At 61.8% G+C, this 19,944-nt stretch carries 18 protein-coding genes; 12 read left to right on the top strand and 6 right to left on the bottom strand.

What is annotated here, in order from left to right:
• Nucleotides 1-58 precede the first annotated feature (58 nt).
• The gene (locus tag AC0L24_RS24710; RefSeq protein ID WP_127408827.1) at nucleotides 59-961 is read right to left on the bottom strand and encodes a LysR substrate-binding domain-containing protein; all 903 of its coding nucleotides are present in this window, start codon (nucleotides 959-961) and stop codon (nucleotides 59-61) included.
• A gap of 90 nt (nucleotides 962-1,051) precedes the next feature.
• Between AC0L24_RS24710 and AC0L24_RS24705 the strand changes: the two genes are divergently transcribed.
• The 5 genes from AC0L24_RS24705 to AC0L24_RS24685 all read left to right on the top strand — a co-directional run bounded on the left by AC0L24_RS24705 (nucleotide 1,052) and on the right by AC0L24_RS24685 (nucleotide 6,369).
• The gene (locus AC0L24_RS24705; RefSeq protein ID WP_128288677.1) at nucleotides 1,052-2,602 is read left to right on the top strand and encodes a trimethylamine methyltransferase family protein; all 1,551 of its coding nucleotides are present in this window, start codon (nucleotides 1,052-1,054) and stop codon (nucleotides 2,600-2,602) included.
• A gap of 42 nt (nucleotides 2,603-2,644) precedes the next feature.
• Complete coding sequence (locus AC0L24_RS24700; protein WP_473564218.1) at nucleotides 2,645-4,294, top strand: ABC transporter substrate-binding protein; 1,650 nt, start codon at nucleotides 2,645-2,647, stop codon at nucleotides 4,292-4,294.
• 96 nt (nucleotides 4,295-4,390) lie between these two features.
• Nucleotides 4,391-4,870, top strand: coding sequence for a DUF3828 domain-containing protein (locus AC0L24_RS24695; RefSeq protein WP_473564217.1), 480 nt, complete (start codon nucleotides 4,391-4,393; stop codon nucleotides 4,868-4,870).
• Nucleotides 4,871-4,874: 4 nt separating this feature from the next.
• The gene (locus tag AC0L24_RS24690; RefSeq protein WP_473564216.1) at nucleotides 4,875-5,486 is read left to right on the top strand and encodes a hypothetical protein; all 612 of its coding nucleotides are present in this window, start codon (nucleotides 4,875-4,877) and stop codon (nucleotides 5,484-5,486) included.
• A gap of 7 nt (nucleotides 5,487-5,493) precedes the next feature.
• Entirely contained in the window at nucleotides 5,494-6,369 is an 876-nt protein-coding gene (locus AC0L24_RS24685; RefSeq protein WP_473564215.1) for an alpha/beta hydrolase, read from the top strand.
• A 7-nt stretch (nucleotides 6,370-6,376) separates the two neighbouring features.
• Here the strand turns inward: AC0L24_RS24685 and queF are convergent, their stop codons facing one another.
• Complete coding sequence (queF, locus tag AC0L24_RS24680; protein WP_010915503.1) at nucleotides 6,377-6,838, bottom strand: preQ(1) synthase; 462 nt, start codon at nucleotides 6,836-6,838, stop codon at nucleotides 6,377-6,379.
• A gap of 100 nt (nucleotides 6,839-6,938) precedes the next feature.
• On the opposite strand from queF, the gene AC0L24_RS24675 reads away from it, so the two are divergent.
• Both AC0L24_RS24675 and AC0L24_RS24670 read left to right on the top strand, forming a co-directional pair.
• On the top strand, nucleotides 6,939-8,984 hold the full coding sequence (locus tag AC0L24_RS24675) for an oxidoreductase (protein ID WP_473564214.1): 2,046 nt from the start codon (nucleotides 6,939-6,941) through the stop codon (nucleotides 8,982-8,984).
• A 212-nt stretch (nucleotides 8,985-9,196) separates the two neighbouring features.
• Nucleotides 9,197-9,934: a hypothetical protein gene (locus AC0L24_RS24670; RefSeq protein ID WP_473564213.1), complete on the top strand. Its 738-nt coding sequence runs from the start codon at nucleotides 9,197-9,199 to the stop codon at nucleotides 9,932-9,934.
• A 55-nt stretch (nucleotides 9,935-9,989) separates the two neighbouring features.
• On the opposite strand, the gene AC0L24_RS24665 is transcribed toward AC0L24_RS24670, so the two are convergent.
• On the bottom strand, nucleotides 9,990-10,730 hold the full coding sequence (locus tag AC0L24_RS24665) for a polysaccharide deacetylase family protein (RefSeq protein WP_473564212.1): 741 nt from the start codon (nucleotides 10,728-10,730) through the stop codon (nucleotides 9,990-9,992).
• A gap of 86 nt (nucleotides 10,731-10,816) precedes the next feature.
• A complete protein-coding gene (locus AC0L24_RS24660) occupies nucleotides 10,817-12,883 on the bottom strand; it encodes a putative bifunctional diguanylate cyclase/phosphodiesterase (protein ID WP_127320491.1) in 2,067 nt (688 codons plus the stop codon).
• Nucleotides 12,884-13,214: 331 nt separating this feature from the next.
• Here AC0L24_RS24660 and AC0L24_RS24655 point away from each other — a divergent pair, with 331 nt between their 5' ends.
• Both AC0L24_RS24655 and tdh read left to right on the top strand, forming a co-directional pair.
• The gene (locus AC0L24_RS24655; RefSeq protein WP_292659467.1) at nucleotides 13,215-14,402 is read left to right on the top strand and encodes a glycine C-acetyltransferase; all 1,188 of its coding nucleotides are present in this window, start codon (nucleotides 13,215-13,217) and stop codon (nucleotides 14,400-14,402) included.
• A 52-nt stretch (nucleotides 14,403-14,454) separates the two neighbouring features.
• The gene (gene tdh, locus AC0L24_RS24650; protein ID WP_013533376.1) at nucleotides 14,455-15,489 is read left to right on the top strand and encodes an L-threonine 3-dehydrogenase; all 1,035 of its coding nucleotides are present in this window, start codon (nucleotides 14,455-14,457) and stop codon (nucleotides 15,487-15,489) included.
• 7 nt (nucleotides 15,490-15,496) lie between these two features.
• Here tdh and AC0L24_RS24645 read toward each other — a convergent pair whose 3' ends face one another.
• Both AC0L24_RS24645 and AC0L24_RS24640 read right to left on the bottom strand, forming a co-directional pair.
• Nucleotides 15,497-16,003 (bottom strand): DUF2380 domain-containing protein, encoded by a 507-nt coding sequence (locus AC0L24_RS24645; RefSeq protein ID WP_127810747.1) that lies wholly within the window; start codon nucleotides 16,001-16,003, stop codon nucleotides 15,497-15,499.
• Nucleotides 16,004-16,157: 154 nt separating this feature from the next.
• Nucleotides 16,158-16,631, bottom strand: coding sequence for a MarR family winged helix-turn-helix transcriptional regulator (locus AC0L24_RS24640; protein WP_127810746.1), 474 nt, complete (start codon nucleotides 16,629-16,631; stop codon nucleotides 16,158-16,160).
• An 88-nt stretch (nucleotides 16,632-16,719) separates the two neighbouring features.
• Here AC0L24_RS24640 and hmgA point away from each other — a divergent pair, with 88 nt between their 5' ends.
• From hmgA to AC0L24_RS24625, 3 genes are read left to right on the top strand one after another with little or no spacing between them, the layout of a single operon-like run.
• On the top strand, nucleotides 16,720-18,033 hold the full coding sequence (hmgA, locus tag AC0L24_RS24635) for a homogentisate 1,2-dioxygenase (RefSeq protein WP_127810745.1): 1,314 nt from the start codon (nucleotides 16,720-16,722) through the stop codon (nucleotides 18,031-18,033).
• 11 nt (nucleotides 18,034-18,044) lie between these two features.
• Nucleotides 18,045-18,932 carry an MBL fold metallo-hydrolase gene (locus AC0L24_RS24630; protein WP_164874002.1) on the top strand — a complete coding sequence of 296 codons (888 nt, stop codon included), beginning with the start codon at nucleotides 18,045-18,047 and terminating at the stop codon, nucleotides 18,930-18,932.
• The gene (locus AC0L24_RS24625; RefSeq protein WP_127810743.1) at nucleotides 18,929-19,942 is read left to right on the top strand and encodes a fumarylacetoacetate hydrolase family protein; all 1,014 of its coding nucleotides are present in this window, start codon (nucleotides 18,929-18,931) and stop codon (nucleotides 19,940-19,942) included. The genes AC0L24_RS24630 and AC0L24_RS24625 overlap by 4 nt, the downstream gene beginning before the upstream one ends.
• Nucleotides 19,943-19,944 lie beyond the last annotated feature (2 nt).

Here is a 19,944-nt window from a genome sequence, read left to right as displayed (position 1 = left end):
ATGCGGAAGGATTCGGTGTTGCGGAACAGTGGATAGGCTGGCTGGGAGGCGCTGCCCCTCACGCTTGCTCCGCCAGCCAGTCTCGCACCTTGCGGGCGTTGTCGCTGAGTTCCCGGTTTTTCGGCCAGACGACATAGAACGCCTTGCCGGTCTTCAGCACATGATCCGTCACCGGCACCAGCAAGCCCGACGCCAGCAGCCGCTCGGCGAGGTGCCGCCAGCCGAGCGCGATGCCCTGGCCTTCCATGACGCCCTGGATCACCAGGCCGTAGTCGTTGATGCGCAGGCCGCGCGCGGTATCGCTGAGATTGGCGCCCGCCGACTGGAACCATTCGTCCCAGCTGGCCGCCTCGCGATACGGCTCCTCCAGATGGATGAGGCGGTGCGTGGCCAGTTCGGCAGCGGATTGGGGCAGGCCGAACTTTGCCGCATAACTGGTGCCGGCGACGGGAAATATCTCCTCGTCGGCCAGCGGCAACGAATGATAGTCCGGCCAGTCCCGCGGCGCGCCGCCGCGCACGCCGAGCGGAATGCCTTCCGCGATGATGTCGAGGTCGCGGTCGGCGGTCTGGATACGCAGGTCGATGCCCGGCAGTTCGTCGCGGAACTGCTGCAGGCGCGGCATCATCCAGAACGAGCCGAACGCGGTCGAGGCAGCCAGCGTGACATGACCGCCGGTTGCCTGCAGGCGCAGATCCTCCGCCGATTTGCGGATATGCGAAAGGCCGAGCGAGACATCGGCATGGAAGCGCTCGCCGGCCTCGGTCAGGAGAACCTGGCGGTGGCGGCGCTGGAACAGCTTGGCGCCAAGCCGTTCTTCCAGCCCGCGCACGGCATAGGAGACGGCGGCCTGCGTCATGCCGAGCTCGCGCCCGGCGGCGGTGAAGCTCGACAGCCGCCCGGCCGCCTCGAAGACGATCAGGCTGCCGGCCGAGGGAAGGAGGTGGCGCAGGCTTCGCATAAGCTGAGCTTATACAAGAGATCAGGATTTTCCAGCGTCACATCACCATTTTGTCGCGTTAGGCTCCTTCATGAGTGGAATGGAGTTGCCATGAACGCACCGGCCCCTGAAGTGACCGAACATGCCAACCGCCGCAGTGGCGGCCGCCTGGGACGCAAGGCCCTGCGCGGAGCTCCGGTAACGTCGTTTCCGACCCTGGTCCGCCAGATCCCCGTCTACCAGATGATCCCCGATGAGGCGGTCGAGCTGATCCACGAGGAGTCGCTCTTGATCCTCGAAGAGGTGGGATGCGAATTCCGTGACGACGAGGCTATCGCACTGTGGAAGGCGGCGGGCGCGGATGTCTCGGAAACTCGTGTGCGGATCGACCGGGCCCTGCTGATGGAACTGGTATCGAAGGTCCCGTCGGAGTTCACGCTCAATGCGAGGAATCCGCAGCGTACGGTGCGGGTGGGCGGCAACAATACCATCTTCGTGCCGATGTATGGCGCGCCGTATGTGCGTGACCTCGACAACAACAGGCGCTACGGCACGCTCGCGGACCTCAACAATTTCCACAAGCTCGCCTACATGGCGCCGGCGCTGCATTCATCGAGTTCGGTCATTTGCGAGCCGATGGAAATCGCGGTACCGAAGCGTCACCTCCACATCATCCATTCCGCGCTTAAGCATTCCGACAAGCCGTTCATGGGCATCGTCACGTCCAAGGAGCGGGCGGAAGACACGATGGCGATGGCAGGCATCGTGTTCGGCGAGGATTACGTCCGCGACAATCCGGTCCTGGTGTCGATCACCAACTGCAATTCGCCGCTGGTGTGGGACGCCACCATGCTGGACGCGATGAAGGTCTATGCCCGAAGCAACCAGCCGCTGATCCTCGCACCCTTCGCACTGTGCGGCGCCTCGACTTCGGCGTCGGCCGTCGGGGCAGTCGCGCAGGTCAATGCGGAAGCGCTGGCGGGCGTCGCCTTCACGCAACTGCTGCGCCCAGGGTCGCCACAGATCTACGGACAGTTCATGGTCACCGTGGACATGAAGACCGGCGCTCCGATGGGCGGCACGCCGGAGGCGGCCCAGATGATGTACCTGATGGGCGCGCTGGCGCGGAAATACAAACTGCCGTGGCGCACCTCAGGCTTCCATGTCGGATCGAAGCTCAACGACGCCCAGGCGGGCTACGAGGCCAACATGCTGATGCATGCCGCCATCCTCGCCGGCGCCAACTACATCTGGCACTCCGCCGGGTGGCTGGAGGCCGGCCTGAGCTGCGGCTATTCGAAGTTCGCTACGGACTGCGAACAGCTGGTTGGCTGGTACAAATATGCAGGCGGCCTTCCGTTCGACGATTTCAAGGAAGCGATGGCAGCGGTCCGCGAAGTCGGGCCGCAGGGCCATTTCCTCGGCACCAAACACACGCTCGAACATTTCGAGTCGGCCTTCTTCATACCCTCGATCATGGACTTCAATTCGTACGAACAGTGGAAGGCAGAAGGGGCGAAGGACCACGACACGCGCGGTCGCGAGAAGGCGCGCAACATGCTGGCGGATTACGAGGAGCCGAAGCTCGACGAAGGCATCGCCGATGGCCTGATGGATTTCATCGCGCGGCGCGAGGAGAGGCTGCCGGACAGCGTCAGTTGACGCGAAGAACCAAGATCAAAGGGAACCAGACGGGAGGAAAAAATGGCATTCTTCAGAAGCAGTGGCGATCGCGTGCCGAGCGCTATCGAGGCAATGGCGGTCGAAGCACGCGCGGGTCGTGTCGATCGGCGCGAGTTCCTGGCGCTGGCAAGCGCCTTCGGCGCATCGACGGCGCTTGCCTACGCCATGATCGGCCTTGCCGTGCCGGATCGGGCCTTGGCCGAAGAGCCGAAGAAAGGCGGAACGCTGCGCGTCTCGATGTCGGTGAAGGGGCAGAAGGATCCGCGCACCTACGACTGGGTTGAGCTGGCGAACATTTCGCGCTGCTGGCTGGAGCCGCTTGTCCGCTATACCAGGCAGTTCACCTTCGAGCCGGTTCTGCTCGAAAGCTGGGATATCAATGACGACGCCACCGAATACGTGCTGCATGTGCGCAAGGGCATCACATGGAACAACGGCGATGCCTTCAACGCCGATGACGTCGCTCACAATCTGACGCGCTGGTGCGAGAAGAATGTCGCCGGCAATTCCATGGCCGCCCGTGTCGGCGCGCTGATCGACGCAAAGACCGGCAAGGCCAGGGATGGCGCGATCACCAAGGTCGACGACAACACGGTCAAGCTGAAGCTAAGCGAACCAGACATTTCACTGATCCCGAATTTCACCGACTATCCGGCGCTCGTCGTGCATCGCAACTTCGATGCCGACGGTGCCGATCCGATCAAGAAGCCGATCGGCACGGGACCGTTCGAACTGGTCTCCTACGATGTCGGCCAGAAGGCGGTCGTCAAGCGTCGCGAGAATGGCAAATGGTGGGGTGGTGAAGCGCCGCTCGACAGCGTCGAGTTCATCGACTACGGCACCGATTTCAACGCCACCGTGAACGCGTTCGAATCCGGTGAGATCGACCTCAATTTCGAGTCGCCCGCCGACTTCATCGACATTCTCGACAAGATGGATATGGTGAAATCGGAGGTGGCGACGGCGACGACGCTGGTTGCCCGCACCAACATCACCCACAAGCCCTATGATGACCAGCGGGTGCGCAACGCCCTGCAAATGGCCGTTGACAACAATGCGGTCCTCCAACTCGGCTATGCCGGGCGAGGCACCCCTGGCGAAAACCACCACGTTGCCCCGATCCATCCGGAATACTATCCGCTGCCCAAGAAGACACGCGACGCCGCCGGCGCCAAGAAGCTGATGGCGGAAGCCGGACAGACTAACTTCGAGCATGAGCTGATCACCATCGAGGACGATTGGCAGAAGAATACCGGCGACGCCATTGCCGGCCAGCTGCGCGATGCCGGGATCAAGGTGAAGCGCACGGTACTGCCAGGTTCGACCTTCTGGAACGACTGGACGAAATATCCCTATTCGATGACGATCTGGTACATGCGCCCGCTTGGCGTCCAGGTGCTGGCGCTGGGCTATCGCACCGGCGAGGCCTGGAATGAATCGGCATATTCCAACCCCGATTTCGACGCCAAGCTCAAGCAGGCGCTATCGCTCATCGACGTGGAGAAACGACGCGAGGTCATGAAGGATGTCGAGCAGATCCTGCAGGATTCGGGCGTCATTATTCAGCCGTTCTGGCAGAAGCTCTACAGCCACCAGAACAAGAAGGTGAAGAACTACGGTGTCCACCAGACATTCGAGATGGACCTTCAGAACGTCTGGCTGGACGGCTGAAACAAGGCGCGGCAGGACTTCATGAGCCGCAAAAAAGCCGATATGCAGGATGCGTGGTATTGATAGGCTCAAGCCATCAAAAGCCGGAGATTCTGCATGAGACTGACAGTGCTCGTTGCCGCCCTTTCGATAGCCCTGCCGGGCGCCGCCGTCGCCGGACCGGCGTCCGACGCGGTGAAGTTCTTCTATGTCCCGGCGGTCAAGTTCGAGGCCGACGAACAATATCGGGATCGGTTCACCGAACCGGTGACGAAACTGTTCGAGCTGAACGACCAGGCAACGAAGACGAACCCGGACCAGGTCGCCTGCATCGATTTCGATCCTGGTCTCGACGCCCAGGATTTCGATCAGAAAACCGTCTCGAAAACGCTAAAACTGTCTGAGAAGCTGGATGGCGATAACGCACAGGTCACGGCATCCTTCAGCCTGTTCTCCGAGGGCGATGATTCCAAACGTGAAATGCTCTGGTCGCTCAAGAAGATCGACGGCAAGTGGAAGGTATCGGACATCGCTTCCAAGACCAGCGACTGGACGCTCAGCGCGCTGGAATGCATGGCCGGCCAGACGCCGGAGTGAAGCGATGGCCCATCGCCGGTTCCTGGCGCTGTCGGGTGTGTGCCTGCTGGCGGCTCTGAACGGGGCCGCCGCGCAAGGCTTGTTGGGTGCGCCGCCGGCAAACGCCGCGGCCGACACCCAGCCGGGCGACAGCGGGGCACCGCCCGCAAATGCGCCGGGCGGAGCGGCGGAACCGGCCACGCCGCCGGTGGGATGGTCGCCAGCCGAAGCCGCGCCCGCCGCACCGATCCAGCCGGGCTCGCCGACCGCCGTGGTGCGGCCGTTTTACGATCAGGTCGGGCTGGAGATCGATCCGGCCGAGCGAAGCCATTTCATCGACCCGGCCAAAACCGTGCTCGACAAGAGCGACGCGTTGCGCAAATCCGGGCAGGGCGAGTGCCTCGACCCCAACATGGCGCTCGACAATGCCGATTACGACAAGGCCGAGATCGACAAGAGCCTGAAGACGCTCGAGGCGATCAACGGCGACCAGGCCAAGGTCATCGTCGCCTTCGTCATATCGGGCAACCCGCACCGGCTGGAATGGAAATTCAAGAGGGTCGACGGCGACTGGAAGATATCGGACCTATTGTCGGTGACCGGCGAATGGGCACTCAGCCAGTATCAGTGCGAATGAACCGGCGATGAAGCTTTGCTTTTCGCTAGCCATCGTGCTGGTCGGACTCGGCGTTGCCGGGGGCGTGTTCGACTGGCACATCGGCACGATACTGGTCGCTCGCCAGCCGCGGCAAGCTCTGGCAGCGCCTGGCGACTTCTCCGTCGAGCGCATCGTACTCGGCCAGGCCGATGCGCCCGAGCTTGTCGGCTGGGTAGCCGATCGAAAGGGCAGTTGCGGTGCGATTGTGCTGCTACATGGGCGCGGCGCCAACAGGCTGACCTTGGTTCAAAGGGCGAAGCTCTTGTTCGACGCTGGCTATTCCGTTGTCTTGTTCGACCTCTCCGGTCATGGAGAGAGCGGTGGCGCCGTTCAGGGCTTCGGGTATTCGGAAGGCCCGGACGCCGCCCGTATTATTACCTTTGCTCGGCAACGCTTTCCAGGCCAGAAGCTTGGCGCCATCGGCTCGTCGCTTGGCGCCGCCGCACTTGTCTTTGCCGCGCCGCAAGCGCCTGCCGATGCCTATGTGCTGGAGCAGCTCTACGCAACCTTGCGCGAAACCACAGCGTGGCGAATGCCTTTCCACTTCTGGCGCGGTTTCCAAGCCGATGTCCTTTTGGCACAGATGCCGCTTCGTCTCGGGTTGAGCGCCGATGATGTCAAGCCGGTCGACCATCTTGCTGCTATCGGCAAGCCGCTGATGCTGCTTGCAGGCAGCAACGACCCTTTCATCGATCATGGACAGGTGCTGGCGCTGCAGAATGCTGCCGTTGGTTCACAACTCGTCTGGTTTGGAGGCGCAGGCCATGTCGATCTGCTGCGCTACGACCAACTGCGCTACAGCGATGCTATCTTTTCCTTTCTTGCAACAAAGCTCTGCCGGACGGGTGCCATCCATGGTTGACGTTCGCTCAACCCCGCCCGCGATAAGGCGCTACCCCGGTGTCGGGCAGCCAGGCGCCTTCGGGCGGAGCGCCGGTTTGCCAGAACACATCGATCGGAATGCCGCCGCGTGGATACCAATAGCCGCCTATGCGCAACCACAGCGGCTTGGTTGCCGCCACGATGCGGCGGCCGATCATGACGGTGCAGTCTTCATGGAAGGCGCCATGGTTGCGAAACGAGGTCATGAACAGCTTGAGCGACTTCGATTCCACCAGAGCCGCATCGGGTGCGTAGTCGATGACGATATGGGCGAAGTCCGGCTGGCCGGTGACTGGGCACAGCGAGGTGAATTCCGGGCAGGTGAAGCGCACGATCGCCGGCGGTCCGTCACCGCGCGAAAACGGTACGGTCTCCAGGACCGCTGCTTCGGGGCTTTGTGGCGTCTCGACGTGCGCGCCGAGTTGGGTGAGGGTTTTGGTGTCGATCATGGGCCAATCCTTGTCGCAAGCGCCCGGAGTGCGTGCGGGACGACATGCTTGAAAACGAATTTTGCCGCTCATTAGCACAATTTGAAACCGCAGGAAGACGATGACCAGCAACGATCCTCTTCTCCAGCCCTACCAGCTGAAACACCTGACGCTGAAGAACCGGGTCATGTCGACCAGCCATGAGCCGGCCTATTCGGAAGACGGCATGCCGAAACAGCGCTACCGGCTCTACCATGCCGAGAAGGCCAGGGGCGGCATGGCTCTGACCATGACCGCTGGCTCGGCGATCGTCTCGCGCGACAGCCCGGCCGCTTTCGGCAATCTGCATGTCTATGACGACAGGATCGTGCCGTGGCTCGCCGAACTCGCTGACGCCTGCCACGAGCACGACTGCAAGGTGATGATTCAGATCACCCATCTCGGCCGCCGTACCGGCTGGAACAAGGCCGACTGGCTGCCGGTGCTCTCGGCCTCGCCGGTGCGTGAGCCGGCGCATCGCGCATTCCCGAAGACGATCGAGGACTGGGACATCGAGCGCATCGTCGCCGACTATGCTTCAGCCGCCCAGCGCTGCGAGGCCGCCGGCCTCGACGGCATCGAGTTCGAATCCTACGGCCATCTGATGGACGGCTTCTGGTCGCCAGCCACCAATCATCGCGACGACGAATTCGGCGGCTCGCTGGACAATCGCCTGCGCTTCACCAACATGGTGCTCGATGCCGTGCGGGCAGCTGTCGGCGACAAATTCGTCGTCGGCATCCGCATGGTCGCCGACGAAGATTTCGAAAAAGGCCTGTCGAAGGCGGAGGGGATCGAAATCGCCAGGCGGCTGGCGGGCTCCGGCAAGGTCGATTTCCTCAACATCATCCGTGGCTCGATCGAGAGCGATGCGGCGCTGACCAAGGTCATCCCGGTAACCGGCATGCGTTCTTCGCCGCATCTCGATTTCGCCGGAGAGGTGAGGGCGGCGACGAAATTCCCGACCTTCCACGCGGCGCGCATATCCGACGTGGCCACCGCACGCCACGCCATCGCCACCGGCAAGCTCGACATGGTCGGCATGACCCGCGCCCATATCGCCGATCCGCACATCATCAAAAAGGTGATGGAGGGGCGCGAGCATGAGATCCGCCCGTGCGTGGGCGCCACCTATTGTCTCGACCGCATCTATGAGGGCGGCGAAGCGCTCTGCGTCCACAATGCCGCGACCGGCCGCGAGGCCGAAATCCCGCATATCATCGTCAAGACCGAAGGACCGAAGCAGAAAATCGTGGTCGTCGGGGCCGGCGCCGGCGGACTGGAGGTTGCGCGGGTCGCGGCCGAGCGCGGCCATAAGGTGATGGTGCTTGAAGCATCGAGCCAGGCCGGCGGCCAGGTGCGATTGGCGACGCAGAACCCGCGCCGCAAGGAGCTGATCGGTATCATCGACTGGCGGCTGGCTGAACTCGACCGGCTCGGTGTCGAGATCCGCTACGACACCTGGGCGGAAAAAGACGATGTTCTGGCGCTGTCGCCCGATGTGGTGGTGGTCGCTACCGGCGGCCTGCCGCAGAACCCGCCGCTGACATCAGGCGACAACCTTGTCACCTCGAGTTGGGACATCATGGCCGGCAGCGTCAAGCCGGCCGAAAATGTGCTGCTCTATGACGACAATGGCGGCCATCAGGGCATGGGCGCCGCCGAACTGATCGCCAATGCCGGCGCTAAACTCGAACTTGTCTCGCCGGAGCGTTTCTTTGCCCCGGAAATGGGCGGCATGAACCATGTGCCCTATATCAGGGCCTTTCAGGAAAAGGGCGTCACCATCACCATCAACACGCGGCTGCGTTCGGTGCGGCGCGAGGGCAACCAGCTGATCGCAGAGCTGGCTTCGGATTTCGCCGATGGCTGGCGCGGCGAGCGCAGGGTCGATCAGGTGGTGGTCGAGCACGGTACGCTGCCGCTCGACGATCTCTACCTCTCGCTGAAGCCGCTGTCGAAGAATGGCGGTGCGGTCGACTACGAACGGCTGGTGAGCGGTGGCGACATCTTTCCCAAGCGCAATCCAGAAGGCGGCTTTGTTCTGTTCCGCATCGGCGACGCGGTCGCCTCGCGCAACATCCACGCCGCCATCTATGACGGCATCAGGTTCGGCTTGCGGATCTGAAATTAGCTATCGCCAGGATCGGTAGCGCGCGGCCGAAGCTTCCTGCAAGAGCCCCTAGACTGGACTTTCCCTGTCGTACTTGTAACGATCTAGGGTGATCCAAACGCTTGGGATCAGTTTCATTCTACTGCAAGTCTGCAGGGAAATCGCGAAGCAGTGCGTCTTCTGCCGAGAAAAGTTGACGAAAACCTAAGAAAGTCCGGGGGGACAAGTTGACCACAGAAGATCTGTTCGTTCCGCGCCAGACCAATACGGCGCTCTACATGCAGCTATACGAGGCTGGATATCCGGTTGCCGATATCGCCCGGGTGCAAAAGACGTATCGTGTGTGTTGCGCGATGTTCAACGGCCGCTACCGCAAGACAGGACGGCCGTTCATCTGCCATGCGGTGGGAGCTGCGTCATCGGCCGCGCATTTCGATAAAAGCGTCGATCTTGTCCTGGCCGCGATGTTTCACGCTGCCTACGACAGCGGCCACTATCCGGACGGAAAGTCCAGCAGGCGCACCGATGCACACCGCAGATGGCTGGAGCAAATAATCGGTCCCCGGGTTGAAGGTCTTGTCGCCCGCCTGGTCGGACTGAAATTCGATACCGGAGACCCCGAGCGCCTTGTGGATGCCGGTGTGCCGGCCGGCGACGAGGACATCTTGTTCCTAGTGCTTGCCCATGAGGTGGATGACCTGGCGGACGGAGGATTGGCGTTTGCGCCCAAATACGGTCAGTCCATACGATCGAGGGTTGCTGCCTGTGCCACTCTGGCGAGGTATCTGGGCCGCGAAAATCTTGCCGTCACTATCGAAGGTTACGGTGCCCGCTACGAGACCATGGCGTGGGCTGCTCCCCTCCAGGAGACGAAGCTGATTGGCTTTCAGATTACGCCAAATTTACGCACATACATCAAATTGCGCCGCCACAAGTTACGCGGCGAATCGGTCGAGGTGCTTTGACACCTTGCTGATCCCGCGACGCGCAAACCGCTGAGAACTGGCCGTCCTTGTCGCCTCAGTCGTCATAGCCCTGGATTGCCCCAAAGGTGTAACGGCGCAGCTTCAGCGCGGTGATCAAATTGGTCAGCTTCGTCTTGCCGTCGAAACCGTCCTGGAACATCTCGTCATGCATCAGCAGGATCAGCTTGCCGGGCTTGACGAAGCGGCCATAGCCGAACAGGTGATCGATCTCGCTGACCAGATGATCGACGCTCTGCACCGGCTCGCCGTTGTCCTTGTGGACCCATTCATGGTCCCAGCCGTAGAGATAGAAGCCTGAGGCCGCGACAAATTCGTAGTCGGGCTCTTCACGCCCCTCCTGGGCGAGGCCAAGCGAAGTGTCGTTCTTCGACATGGAGGGCAGCCTGAACACGTCGCGCCCCGGCAGCCTTGCATGCACCACGGGCTTCAAGCCGAGCACCGCGTTTGCCCTTACCATGTCGGCGACGACACCTTCGGTGTCGCCGTAGAAATGCCGGTAGTGATTGTAGGCATGGCTGTAGCTGTGGTTGCCGAGCGTCACCAGAGGAAGCTGCCTGGCGCGCTGGACGAGCGCTCTGTTGGCGGCGCTCGCCTGTGCGTGCATGCCGACCATGAATAGGGTTGCAGGAACCTGCTCGGCTTCCAGCACATCGAGGATGTTGCTTGTGCCGTTCAGCGGCCCATCGTCGAAGGTAAGATATATTATGCGATCGGCCCCTTGGGCGGGAACCGCAAAAATCAAAACCGCCGCCAGCACAAACCGAAACGGTGTCATCAGCCCCGATATCCGGTTGCGATCACGACAAGGCCGCCATCTTCACACGCGGTTGTCAAGGCAGCCGGCCTTACCTATGGCCTTACCTATGCCAGGCTTCCTTGCAGCACCGTCAGCTTGGCCTTCTTGGGCATGCGGGCGGTCAGCCATTCCAGCGCCTTGTCGTGCGGCATCGGGAAGGCGATGGAGTAGCCCTGCACCTGGTCGCAGCCGATCGCCATCAGCGAATCGAGCTCGGCCTCGGTTTCGGCGCCCTCTGCGACGATCGAGATGCCAAGGCCACGCGCCAGCTCGGTGATGGCGCGCACGATCTTCGAGTTGTCGCCATTCTCATGGATGTTCTGGACGAAGCGGCGATCGATCTTCAGCCGGTCGATCTCGTTCGGGTTGACATGGCTGAGCGAAGCATAGCCGGTGCCGAAATCATCGAGTTCGAGATGGACGCCGGCTGCCCGGATGTGCCGCAGCTTGGCCGCGATACCCGTCTTTTCGTCATCGAGGATGACGGATTCGACGATTTCCAGCGACAGTTTCTGCGGCGGCAGCCCGGCCTTTTCCAGCGTCTCGAACAAGAACGCATCGAAATCGTGTTCGCGCAGCTCGGTGCCGGAAACATTGACGGCAAGCCGTCCGAAGGCAATGCCGGCGCGATTCCATTCGGCCGCCTCGTTGATCGCCTTGGTGATGACGATGCGGCCGATCTCGGGCATGAAGCCGCATTTCTCGGCGACCGGAATGAACTCGCCGGGCGGGATCATGCCGCGCTCCGCATGGTTCCAGCGCACCAGCGCCTCGATGCCGCTGATCGTGCCGTGGGTCAGTGAGACCTGCGGCTGGAAATAGACCTGGAACGCCCGCTCGGCGATGGCAACCTTGATGTCGTGCTCGAGCTGCTTGCGATAGTCGAGTTCGCGGCGCAGCTCCTCGGAGAAGAAGGAGAAGTTGCCGCCGCCAAGCTTCTTGGCGGAGTAAAGCGCCAGATCGGCGTGGACCAGCAAATCCCCGGCATTGTCGGCGTCGATCGGATAGACCGCGATGCCGGCGCTGGCGCCTGGGAGAATGGTCGTGCCCTGGAAGACGATCGGCTCGTTGATATGTGCCAGGATGCGTCGCGCCAGCATATTGATGTCTTCGGTGCCGCCGGCGCCGCCGAGGATCATGACGAACTCGTCGCCGCCCAGGCGCACGCACAGATCCGACGCCCGGCAGGAATCGCGCATGCGCTGTGCCGTCACGACCAGCACATAGTCGCCGGCGGCGTGGCCGAGCGTATCGTTGATCTGCTTGAATCGGTCGAGATCGAGCTGGACGACGGCAAGGCGTTCGCGACGCCGGTGCGTGCCCTTGATCAGCGTGTCGAAATGATCGGTCAGGAACGTGCGGTTGTGCAGGCCGGTAAGGCCGTCATGCACCGCGATGAAGGCCATGGAATTGCGCGCGTCGATCAATTCATGCGTCTTGCGCAGGATGGCGTTCGACATCGGCCTGAAGATGAAGAGCGCCACCAGTATGATGACGCCGATTGTGGCGTAGAACAGAGTGCGATGGAGAGCGAGCAGCTTCTCGGAGCGGTCGTCGGCGTCGGCAGTGATGCGCTGGCCAAGCGCGGCGTAGCCCGACAAGGTCGCATTGGCGACGGAGGCGTCGAGATTGACGCGTTCGTCGCCGCCTTTGTAACCGCCATTGCCGCTGAATTGCGATTCATAGGCCGAGATCAGGCGGTCGCCATTGGCGATCAGCCCGACCGAGAAATAGTCGAGGTGGAAGGGCTTGGCGAAAAGGACGCTTTCGATCGACTTCGGGTCAAGCTTGGCCGGCGATTGCGGATCGGCTCCCGTCTGATCGAGCAGCAGGTCGTAGTTCGTCTCGAACTCCGCCGTTGCCTGCTTGAGCGCGCTGACCAGCGCCGGTTGCTTGTCGCGTGAGCCGGCGCCCGTTGCACCGGCAAGGAAGACGATGCGCTGCGACAGCGTCTTTTGTGTGCTGACGATGTCGAGCAAAGTGTGATTGTGCTGTTGGGTGGCCATCATCTGCTGCAGCAGGATGAAGGAGGCGATCACCATGGCCGCAATGATCAGCAGGGCCAGCCAATAGCCGGCCTTGATCAGCAGTATGAGCTTGCCTGAAACGGTTTGCACCGGCTGCTGCGACATTTTCGGGGGCGGCCCTCTCGCCTACGGATTCTTGCCTAAAGATTCTTGTATGAGCACCATTGAACTGCAAACGTTAACAGGACCGGAAATCGACGGCTGCCCGGCGAGGGGCGGCTGTCGAAAGATCGCGAAATGGTTATCGGCTCGTTTAGCGCCGTACCGGCATTTGAGCGGTCATCGGCCAGAACCCTTGTCGCGACGTCGTTTCCGCCGCCGCATGATGATCGACATCGGGGCGGCATCGTGCTGCTTGCCACCGATCCGGTCGTTTTTGCGATGGATTTTTCACGCGGACGAGACGACAGTCAGCCCACATCAAACGAGGCCGACCATGACCGCAGCATTCCTCTCCCACATCGACAGCGAGCTCGCGGGGCTCAAATCGGTAGGCCTCTACAAGTCGGAGCGGGTGATCACTTCAACGCAGTCGGCCGAGATCGAGGTTGGCGGCGGCAAGGTGCTGAATTTCTGTGCCAACAACTATCTCGGCCTCGCCGATAGCGCCGATTTGCGCAATGCTGCCAAGCAGGCGCTCGACCGCTATGGCTACGGCATGGCATCGGTGCGCTTTATCTGCGGCACCCAGGAAGAGCACAAGCAGCTCGAATCCACGATTTCCTCTTTCCTCGGCATGGAAGACACTATCCTCTACGGCTCCTGCTTCGATGCCAATGGCGGCCTGTTCGAGACGCTGCTGGGCGAGGAAGACGCCATTGTCTCGGATGCCTTGAATCATGCCTCGATCATCGATGGCGTGCGGCTGTCGAAGGCCAAACGTTTCCGCTACGCCAACAACGACATGGCCGATCTCGAGGCGCGCCTGAAGGAAGCCCGGGACTGCCGCTTCCGGTTGATTGCCACCGACGGCGTGTTTTCGATGGATGGCATCATCGCCAATCTCAGGGGTGTCTGCGACCTCGCCGAGAAATACGACGCCATGGTGATGGTCGACGACAGTCATGCCGTCGGCTTCGTTGGCCGGAATGGCCGCGGCTCGGCCGAACATTGCGGCGTCGAGGGCAGGGTCGACATCATCACCGGCACGCTCGGCAAGGCGCTTGGCGGGGCCTCCGGTGGCTACACCTCGGGCAAAGGCCAGATGGTCGACTGGCTGCGCCAGCGCTCACGGCCGTATCTCTTCTCCAACACGCTGATGCCGGCGATCGCCGGCGCTTCGATCAAGGTGTTCGAACTGATCAAGGACGGCGATGGGCTGCGCGACAAACTCTACGACAATGCAGCGCGCTTCCGGTCGCAGATGGGCAAGCTCGGCTTCACGCTGGCCGGAGCCGATCATCCGATCATACCGGTGATGCTGGGTGATGCCAGCCTGGCGCAGGAGATGGCCGCGCGCATGCTGAAGCGCGGCATTTATGTCATCGGCTTTTCCTTCCCGGTGGTGCCGAAAGGCCAGGCGCGCATCCGCACGCAAATGTCGGCGGCGCATTCCAGCGCGGATATCGATCGGGCAGTGGAAGCGTTTGCCGCCGTCGGGCGTGAACTCGGGGTCATTTCCTGAAGGGCTGGAATCGAAAAGCGATTCCGGATCAAGAGATTCAAGGGACAAAAGCATGTCGAACATGATGAAGGCGCTGGTGAAGGCCAAGGCCGAACCGGGCATCTGGATGGAAGAGGTGCCGGTGCCGGAGATCGGCCCAAACGACGTGCTGATCAAGATCAAGAAGACGGCGATCTGCGGCACCGACGTGCACATCTACAATTGGGACCAGTGGGCGCAAAAGACGGTGCCGGTGCCGATGGTGACGGGCCATGAATTCGTCGGCACCGTTGCCGATTTCGGCGCAGCGGTCACCGAATACAAGGTCGGCCAGCGTGTATCGGGCGAAGGCCACATCGTCTGCGGCCATTGCCGCAACTGTCGCGCCGGGCGAGGGCATCTGTGCCGCAACACGCTCGGCGTCGGCGTCAACCGTCCCGGCGCTTTCGGCGAGTATCTGGCGATCCCGCAGCATAATGTCGTGCCGATCCCCGATGATGTGCCCGACGAGATCGCCGCGATCTTCGATCCGCTGGGCAATGCCGTTCACACCGCATTGTCATTTGATCTGGTCGGCGAGGATGTGCTGGTCACCGGCGCCGGGCCGATCGGCATCATGGGCGCGCTCGTCGCGCAATGCGTCGGCGCGCGCAAAGTGGTGATCACCGACATCAACCCGGTGCGGCTGGCGCTGGCCAAGAAACTTGGCGTCCAGCATGTCGTCGACGCCTCGAAGGAAAAGCTGCGCGACGTCATGCCGGTGCTCGGCATGACCGAGGGGTTCGACGTCGGCCTCGAAATGTCGGGCGCCGCCCCCGCTTTCCGCGACATGATCGACACCATGAACAATGGCGGCAAGATCGCCATTCTGGGCATCGCGCCGACCGGCTTCGAGATCGACTGGAACAAGGTCATCTTCAAGATGCTGCATCTCAAGGGCATCTACGGCCGCGAGATGTTCGAAACCTGGTACAAGATGATCGCGCTTGTGCAGGGCCCGCTGGATGTCTCCGGCCTGATCACCCACCGCATCGGCATCGACGATTTCCAAGCCGGCTTCGATGCGATGCGCAGCGGCAGTTCCGGCAAGGTGGTGATGGACTGGTAGATGCCGCCTAGCGCAGGATTCTGTTTTTCATCAACCATTTCACGGAGCGGGGCCACGCGTGGTTCGCACCCATGCGAAGATCGGTAAACCCCTCCGAAACATGTCTCCCGGTTTCGGCGTCAAGGATGCGAATGAACATAGTATGTTCTGTTCGGTTGACGCGCGTTACGACGCCAAGCAAGGCAAGCGACGCGCCGTGCTCCTTGGCAATCGGTCCTTCACAACCAGCGCAGTTGCGCAATCCGTGCGGCGCAGCAGCCTGTGTATCCCGCGCCGGCACATCAATTACTGTAAAGCGCCCAGACTGGGAGAGCATGTCCCTTGCAATTTGTGCCGATTCGGACAGATAGCGCCTGTCATATTCATCCGGGGGAATTATTCCCGCCCCGGCGCTCTTATCCTCCAATTCGAAAGGGAACACTTCGATCGACATCGGCTTTGTCTGCTCGGCCTGCGCAAATGTGCAGGTGCCTAAAAGCAGCGTCACCAGGACACTTAATGTGCGAATGCTCATCGTAGTCCTCCCGTCGGTGTAATGGGCATTATACGCGGCCTGACAACGCAAATCACGAACAAATCGAAGGCAATGCTATGCTTTGGCTGTGGTGGGAGCTCCCACGCAGTCTCGCTCGAACTCTGTCGTTCAGGGTGATTGGCTTGATCTTGGACTAACCCTTGCTCGGGACCAGGCTGGTCTCCAATGCAGCCAGTCCGCTGGTGATCGCCTTGCGCTCTTCAGCGCTGAGCCTTGCCAGCAAATCCCCTTCGAACGCCTTGGCCAGCGGCACCATCTCGCGATAGGCGGCAAGTCCCGTTCCGGTCAGCGTCAGATGTTCGATACGGCCGTCTTTTTCGTCCGGTTTTCGCGTCAGCCAGCGACGCCGTTCGAGCTCGGCGACAGCGCGCGAAACCTTTGTCTTGTGCATGGCCGATTGCTCACCGATTGCAGACGCCGTCATCGTTCCATGCTGCCCCAGCCCCGAAAGGGTGCGCCATTCCGGCCGCGTCAGGCCGTGGCTATCCTTGTAAATCCGCGAAAATTCGCGGCTGACGGCGTCGGCAAGCCGGTAGAGCCGGTAAGGCAGGAAATTTTCCAGATTGAGAATTTCAGGCGCGTCGGACGCTTCGCTCTTGATCGCCATTTTTCAAAGCCGCCATTGATGGTTACATTTTCAATGGTTACAAATGAAACCAGTTTGGTCAATTGAGATCCATTCCGGGGAGGAAGCAATGGCCTTTTCCTATATGCCGGGCTTCGGCAACGACTTCGAAACCGAGACGCTGCCCGGCTCGCTGCCGCAGGGACGGAATTCGCCGCAGCGGCCGGCCTACGGTCTTTACGCCGAACAGCTTTCCGGCTCTCCCTTCACCGCGCCGCGCGGCACCAATGAGCGCTCCTGGCTGTACCGCATCCGACCGAGCGTCAAGCACACTGGCCGCTTCAAGCCTGCGAGCTATCCCTTATGGAAGAGTGCGCCCAATGTCGGCGACCATGAGTTGGCGCTTGGCCAATACCGCTGGAATCCGGTGCCGATGCCGAAGGAGCCGACCGATTTCATCGCCGGCATGCGCAGCATCACCACCGCTGGCGACGTGCTCGGGCAGACGGGCATGGCGGCACATGTCTATGTCGCCAACACCTCGATGGTCGACGACCATTTCTTCAACGCCGACGGTGAATTGCTGGTCGTACCGCAGGTCGGCGCATTGCGCTTCGTCACCGAGATGGGCGTCATTGAGCTGCGGCCCGGCGAGATCGCGGTGCTGCCACGCGGTCTGGTCTTCAAGGTCGAGCTGGTCGACAAGGAAGTGCGCGGCTACGTCTGCGAGAACTACGGCGCCAAGTTGACGCTGCCCGACCGCGGCCCGATCGGCGCCAACTGCCTGGCCAATCCGCGCGATTTCAAGACGCCTTGCGCCTGGTTCGAGGAGAAGGAAACGCCGTGCCGGCTGACGGTGAAATGGTGCGGCAATTTCCATGTCACCGAGATCGGCCATTCGCCGCTGGACGTCGTTGCCTGGCACGGCAATTACGCCCCCTACAAATATGATCTGGCTACCTTTTCGCCTGTCGGCGCGCTGCTGTTCGACCATCCCGACCCGTCCATCTTCACTGTGCTGACGGCACCCAGCGGCGAGGAGGGCACGGCCAATATCGACTTCGTCATCTTCCCGCCACGCTGGCTGGTGGCCGAAGACACGTTCCGGCCACCCTGGTACCACCGCAACATCATGAGCGAGTTCATGGGCCTGATCCATGGCCAGTACGATGCCAAGGAAGAGGGCTTTGTGCCCGGCGGCATCAGTCTGCACAATCTGATGCTGGCCCATGGACCGGATGCGCCTGGCTTCGAAAAGGCCTCGCGCGCGGACCTGAAACCGGTCAAGCTCGACAACACCATGGCGTTCATGTTCGAGACCCGATTTCCGCAAATGCTGACCCGCTACGGCGCCGAACTCGAAACCCGGCAGGACAATTATATCGACTGCTGGGCGGATCTGAAGAAGCGTTTCAATGGCACGCCCGAGGGCGACTGGTCTTGAGCACCGAGCCAATGCCGGATCGGCTGGTGCTTTTGGGCTCGAAGGGTGGCCCGGCATTGCGGCCGGGTGGTCCGTGGCCGAGTTCGTCGCTGCTGCAGATCGGAGGCCGCAGCATCGTCGTCGACTGCGGGCTTGGCGTGACGCGCGGTCTGGTCGACGCGGGCATCAGCCTGAAGGCGCTCGACCTGATCTTCATCACGCATCTGCACTCCGACCATGTCCTGGAACTGGGGCCGTTGATCCACACCGCCTGGACGGCGGGTCTGGCCACGCCCGTCGGCGTCTTCGGTCCGCCCGGCACTGGCCACTACTGGCGGCGCTTTTGCCAGGCGATGGAGTTCGATATCGAAATCCGCATCGTCGATGAAGGCCGACCGGATATTCGCGACCTGGTTTCGATCAGCGAATTCGGCGAAGGCCAGGTGGTCGAACAGGGCGGCTTGACGGTTTCGGCGCTGCGCGTCGAGCATCCGCCGGTGACCGACTGTTTTGCCCTGCGCTTCGAGCATGGCGGAAAAAGCGTGGTGTTCTCCGCTGACACGGCCTTCTTTCCGCCGCTGGCGGATTTTGCCCAAAGCGCCGATATCCTCGTCCACGAAGCCATGCTGGAGGAAGGCATCGAGCGGCTAGTGGCCAGGACCGGCAATGGTGCGCGGCTGAAAGACCACCTGCTCGCCAGCCACAGCTTTGCCGAAGAGGCCGGCAGCATCGCCAGCGATGCCAGCGTCAAGAGACTGGTGCTCAATCACCTCATTCCGGCCGACGATCCCGGGATCGGGGAGGCCGATTGGACTGCCGCTGTCAGGAAAACATGGGCCGGCGACTTGACGATCGCCCGCGACGGTCTTGTTGTGGGCTTAAGCAGCGCCAAAGCTGCAGCAGGAGAGGAAACCGCATGAAGCTTGCCACATTGAAGGACGGGACGCGCAATGGAAAACTCGTCGTCGTCTCGCGCGACCTGACACGCTTCACCGACGCCTCGTTCCTGGTGCGCACGCTGCAGGCGGCGCTCGACGACTGGCGCCGCGTCGCCCCGCATCTCGCGACAATAGCGGAATCGCTTGAGAACAATGCGATGCCGGCGGAGCGCTTCCACGAGCATGACGCCCACTCGCCGCTGCCGCGCGCCTATCAATGGGCCGACGGCTCGGCTTATGTGAATCATGTCGAACTGGTGCGCAAAGCGCGCGGCGCCGAGATGCCGGCGAGCTTCTGGACCGACCCGCTGATCTACCAGGGCGGCTCAGATTCTTTCATTCCGCCACGCGATCCGATCCGCATGGCTGACGAAGCCTTCGGCATCGACATGGAAGGCGAAGTCGCCGTCATTGTCGACGACGTGCCGATGGGCGCCAGTGTCGATGAGGCGCGCGCGGCGATCCGGCTGGTCATGCTGGTCAATGACGTCACGCTGCGCGCGCTCACCGGACCGGAACTGGCCAAAGGTTTCGGTTTTTTCCAGTCAAAACCGTCCTCGGCGTTTTCGCCTGTCGCGGTGACGCCGGACGAACTGGGTGATGCCTGGGACGGCGGCAAGGTCAGCCTGCCGCTGCTCGCCGATCTCAACGGCAAGCCGTTCGGCCGGGCCAATGCCGGTATCGACATGACCTTCGATTTTCCGGCGCTGATCGTTCACGCAGCAAGGACACGGCCATTGGCGGCCGGCACGATCATCGGCTCGGGGACCGTCTCCAACAAGCTCGACGGCGGGCCGGGCAAGCCTGTTTCGGCCGGTGGCGCTGGCTATTCCTGCATCGCCGAACTGCGCATGATCGAGACCATTGTGTCAGGCGAACCCAAAACGCCGTTCCTGCGCTTCGGCGACACGGTGCGCATCGAGATGAAGGACAAAGCCGGGCATTCGATCTTCGGCGCCATTGAGCAGAAGGTCGAGAAATACGAGAGGTAAGG

It is taken from the genome of Mesorhizobium sp. WSM4809, assembly GCF_055811655.1.
Note: the sequence above shows the minus strand (reverse complement) of the source record. Positions and strands in the feature narration are given on the sequence as shown.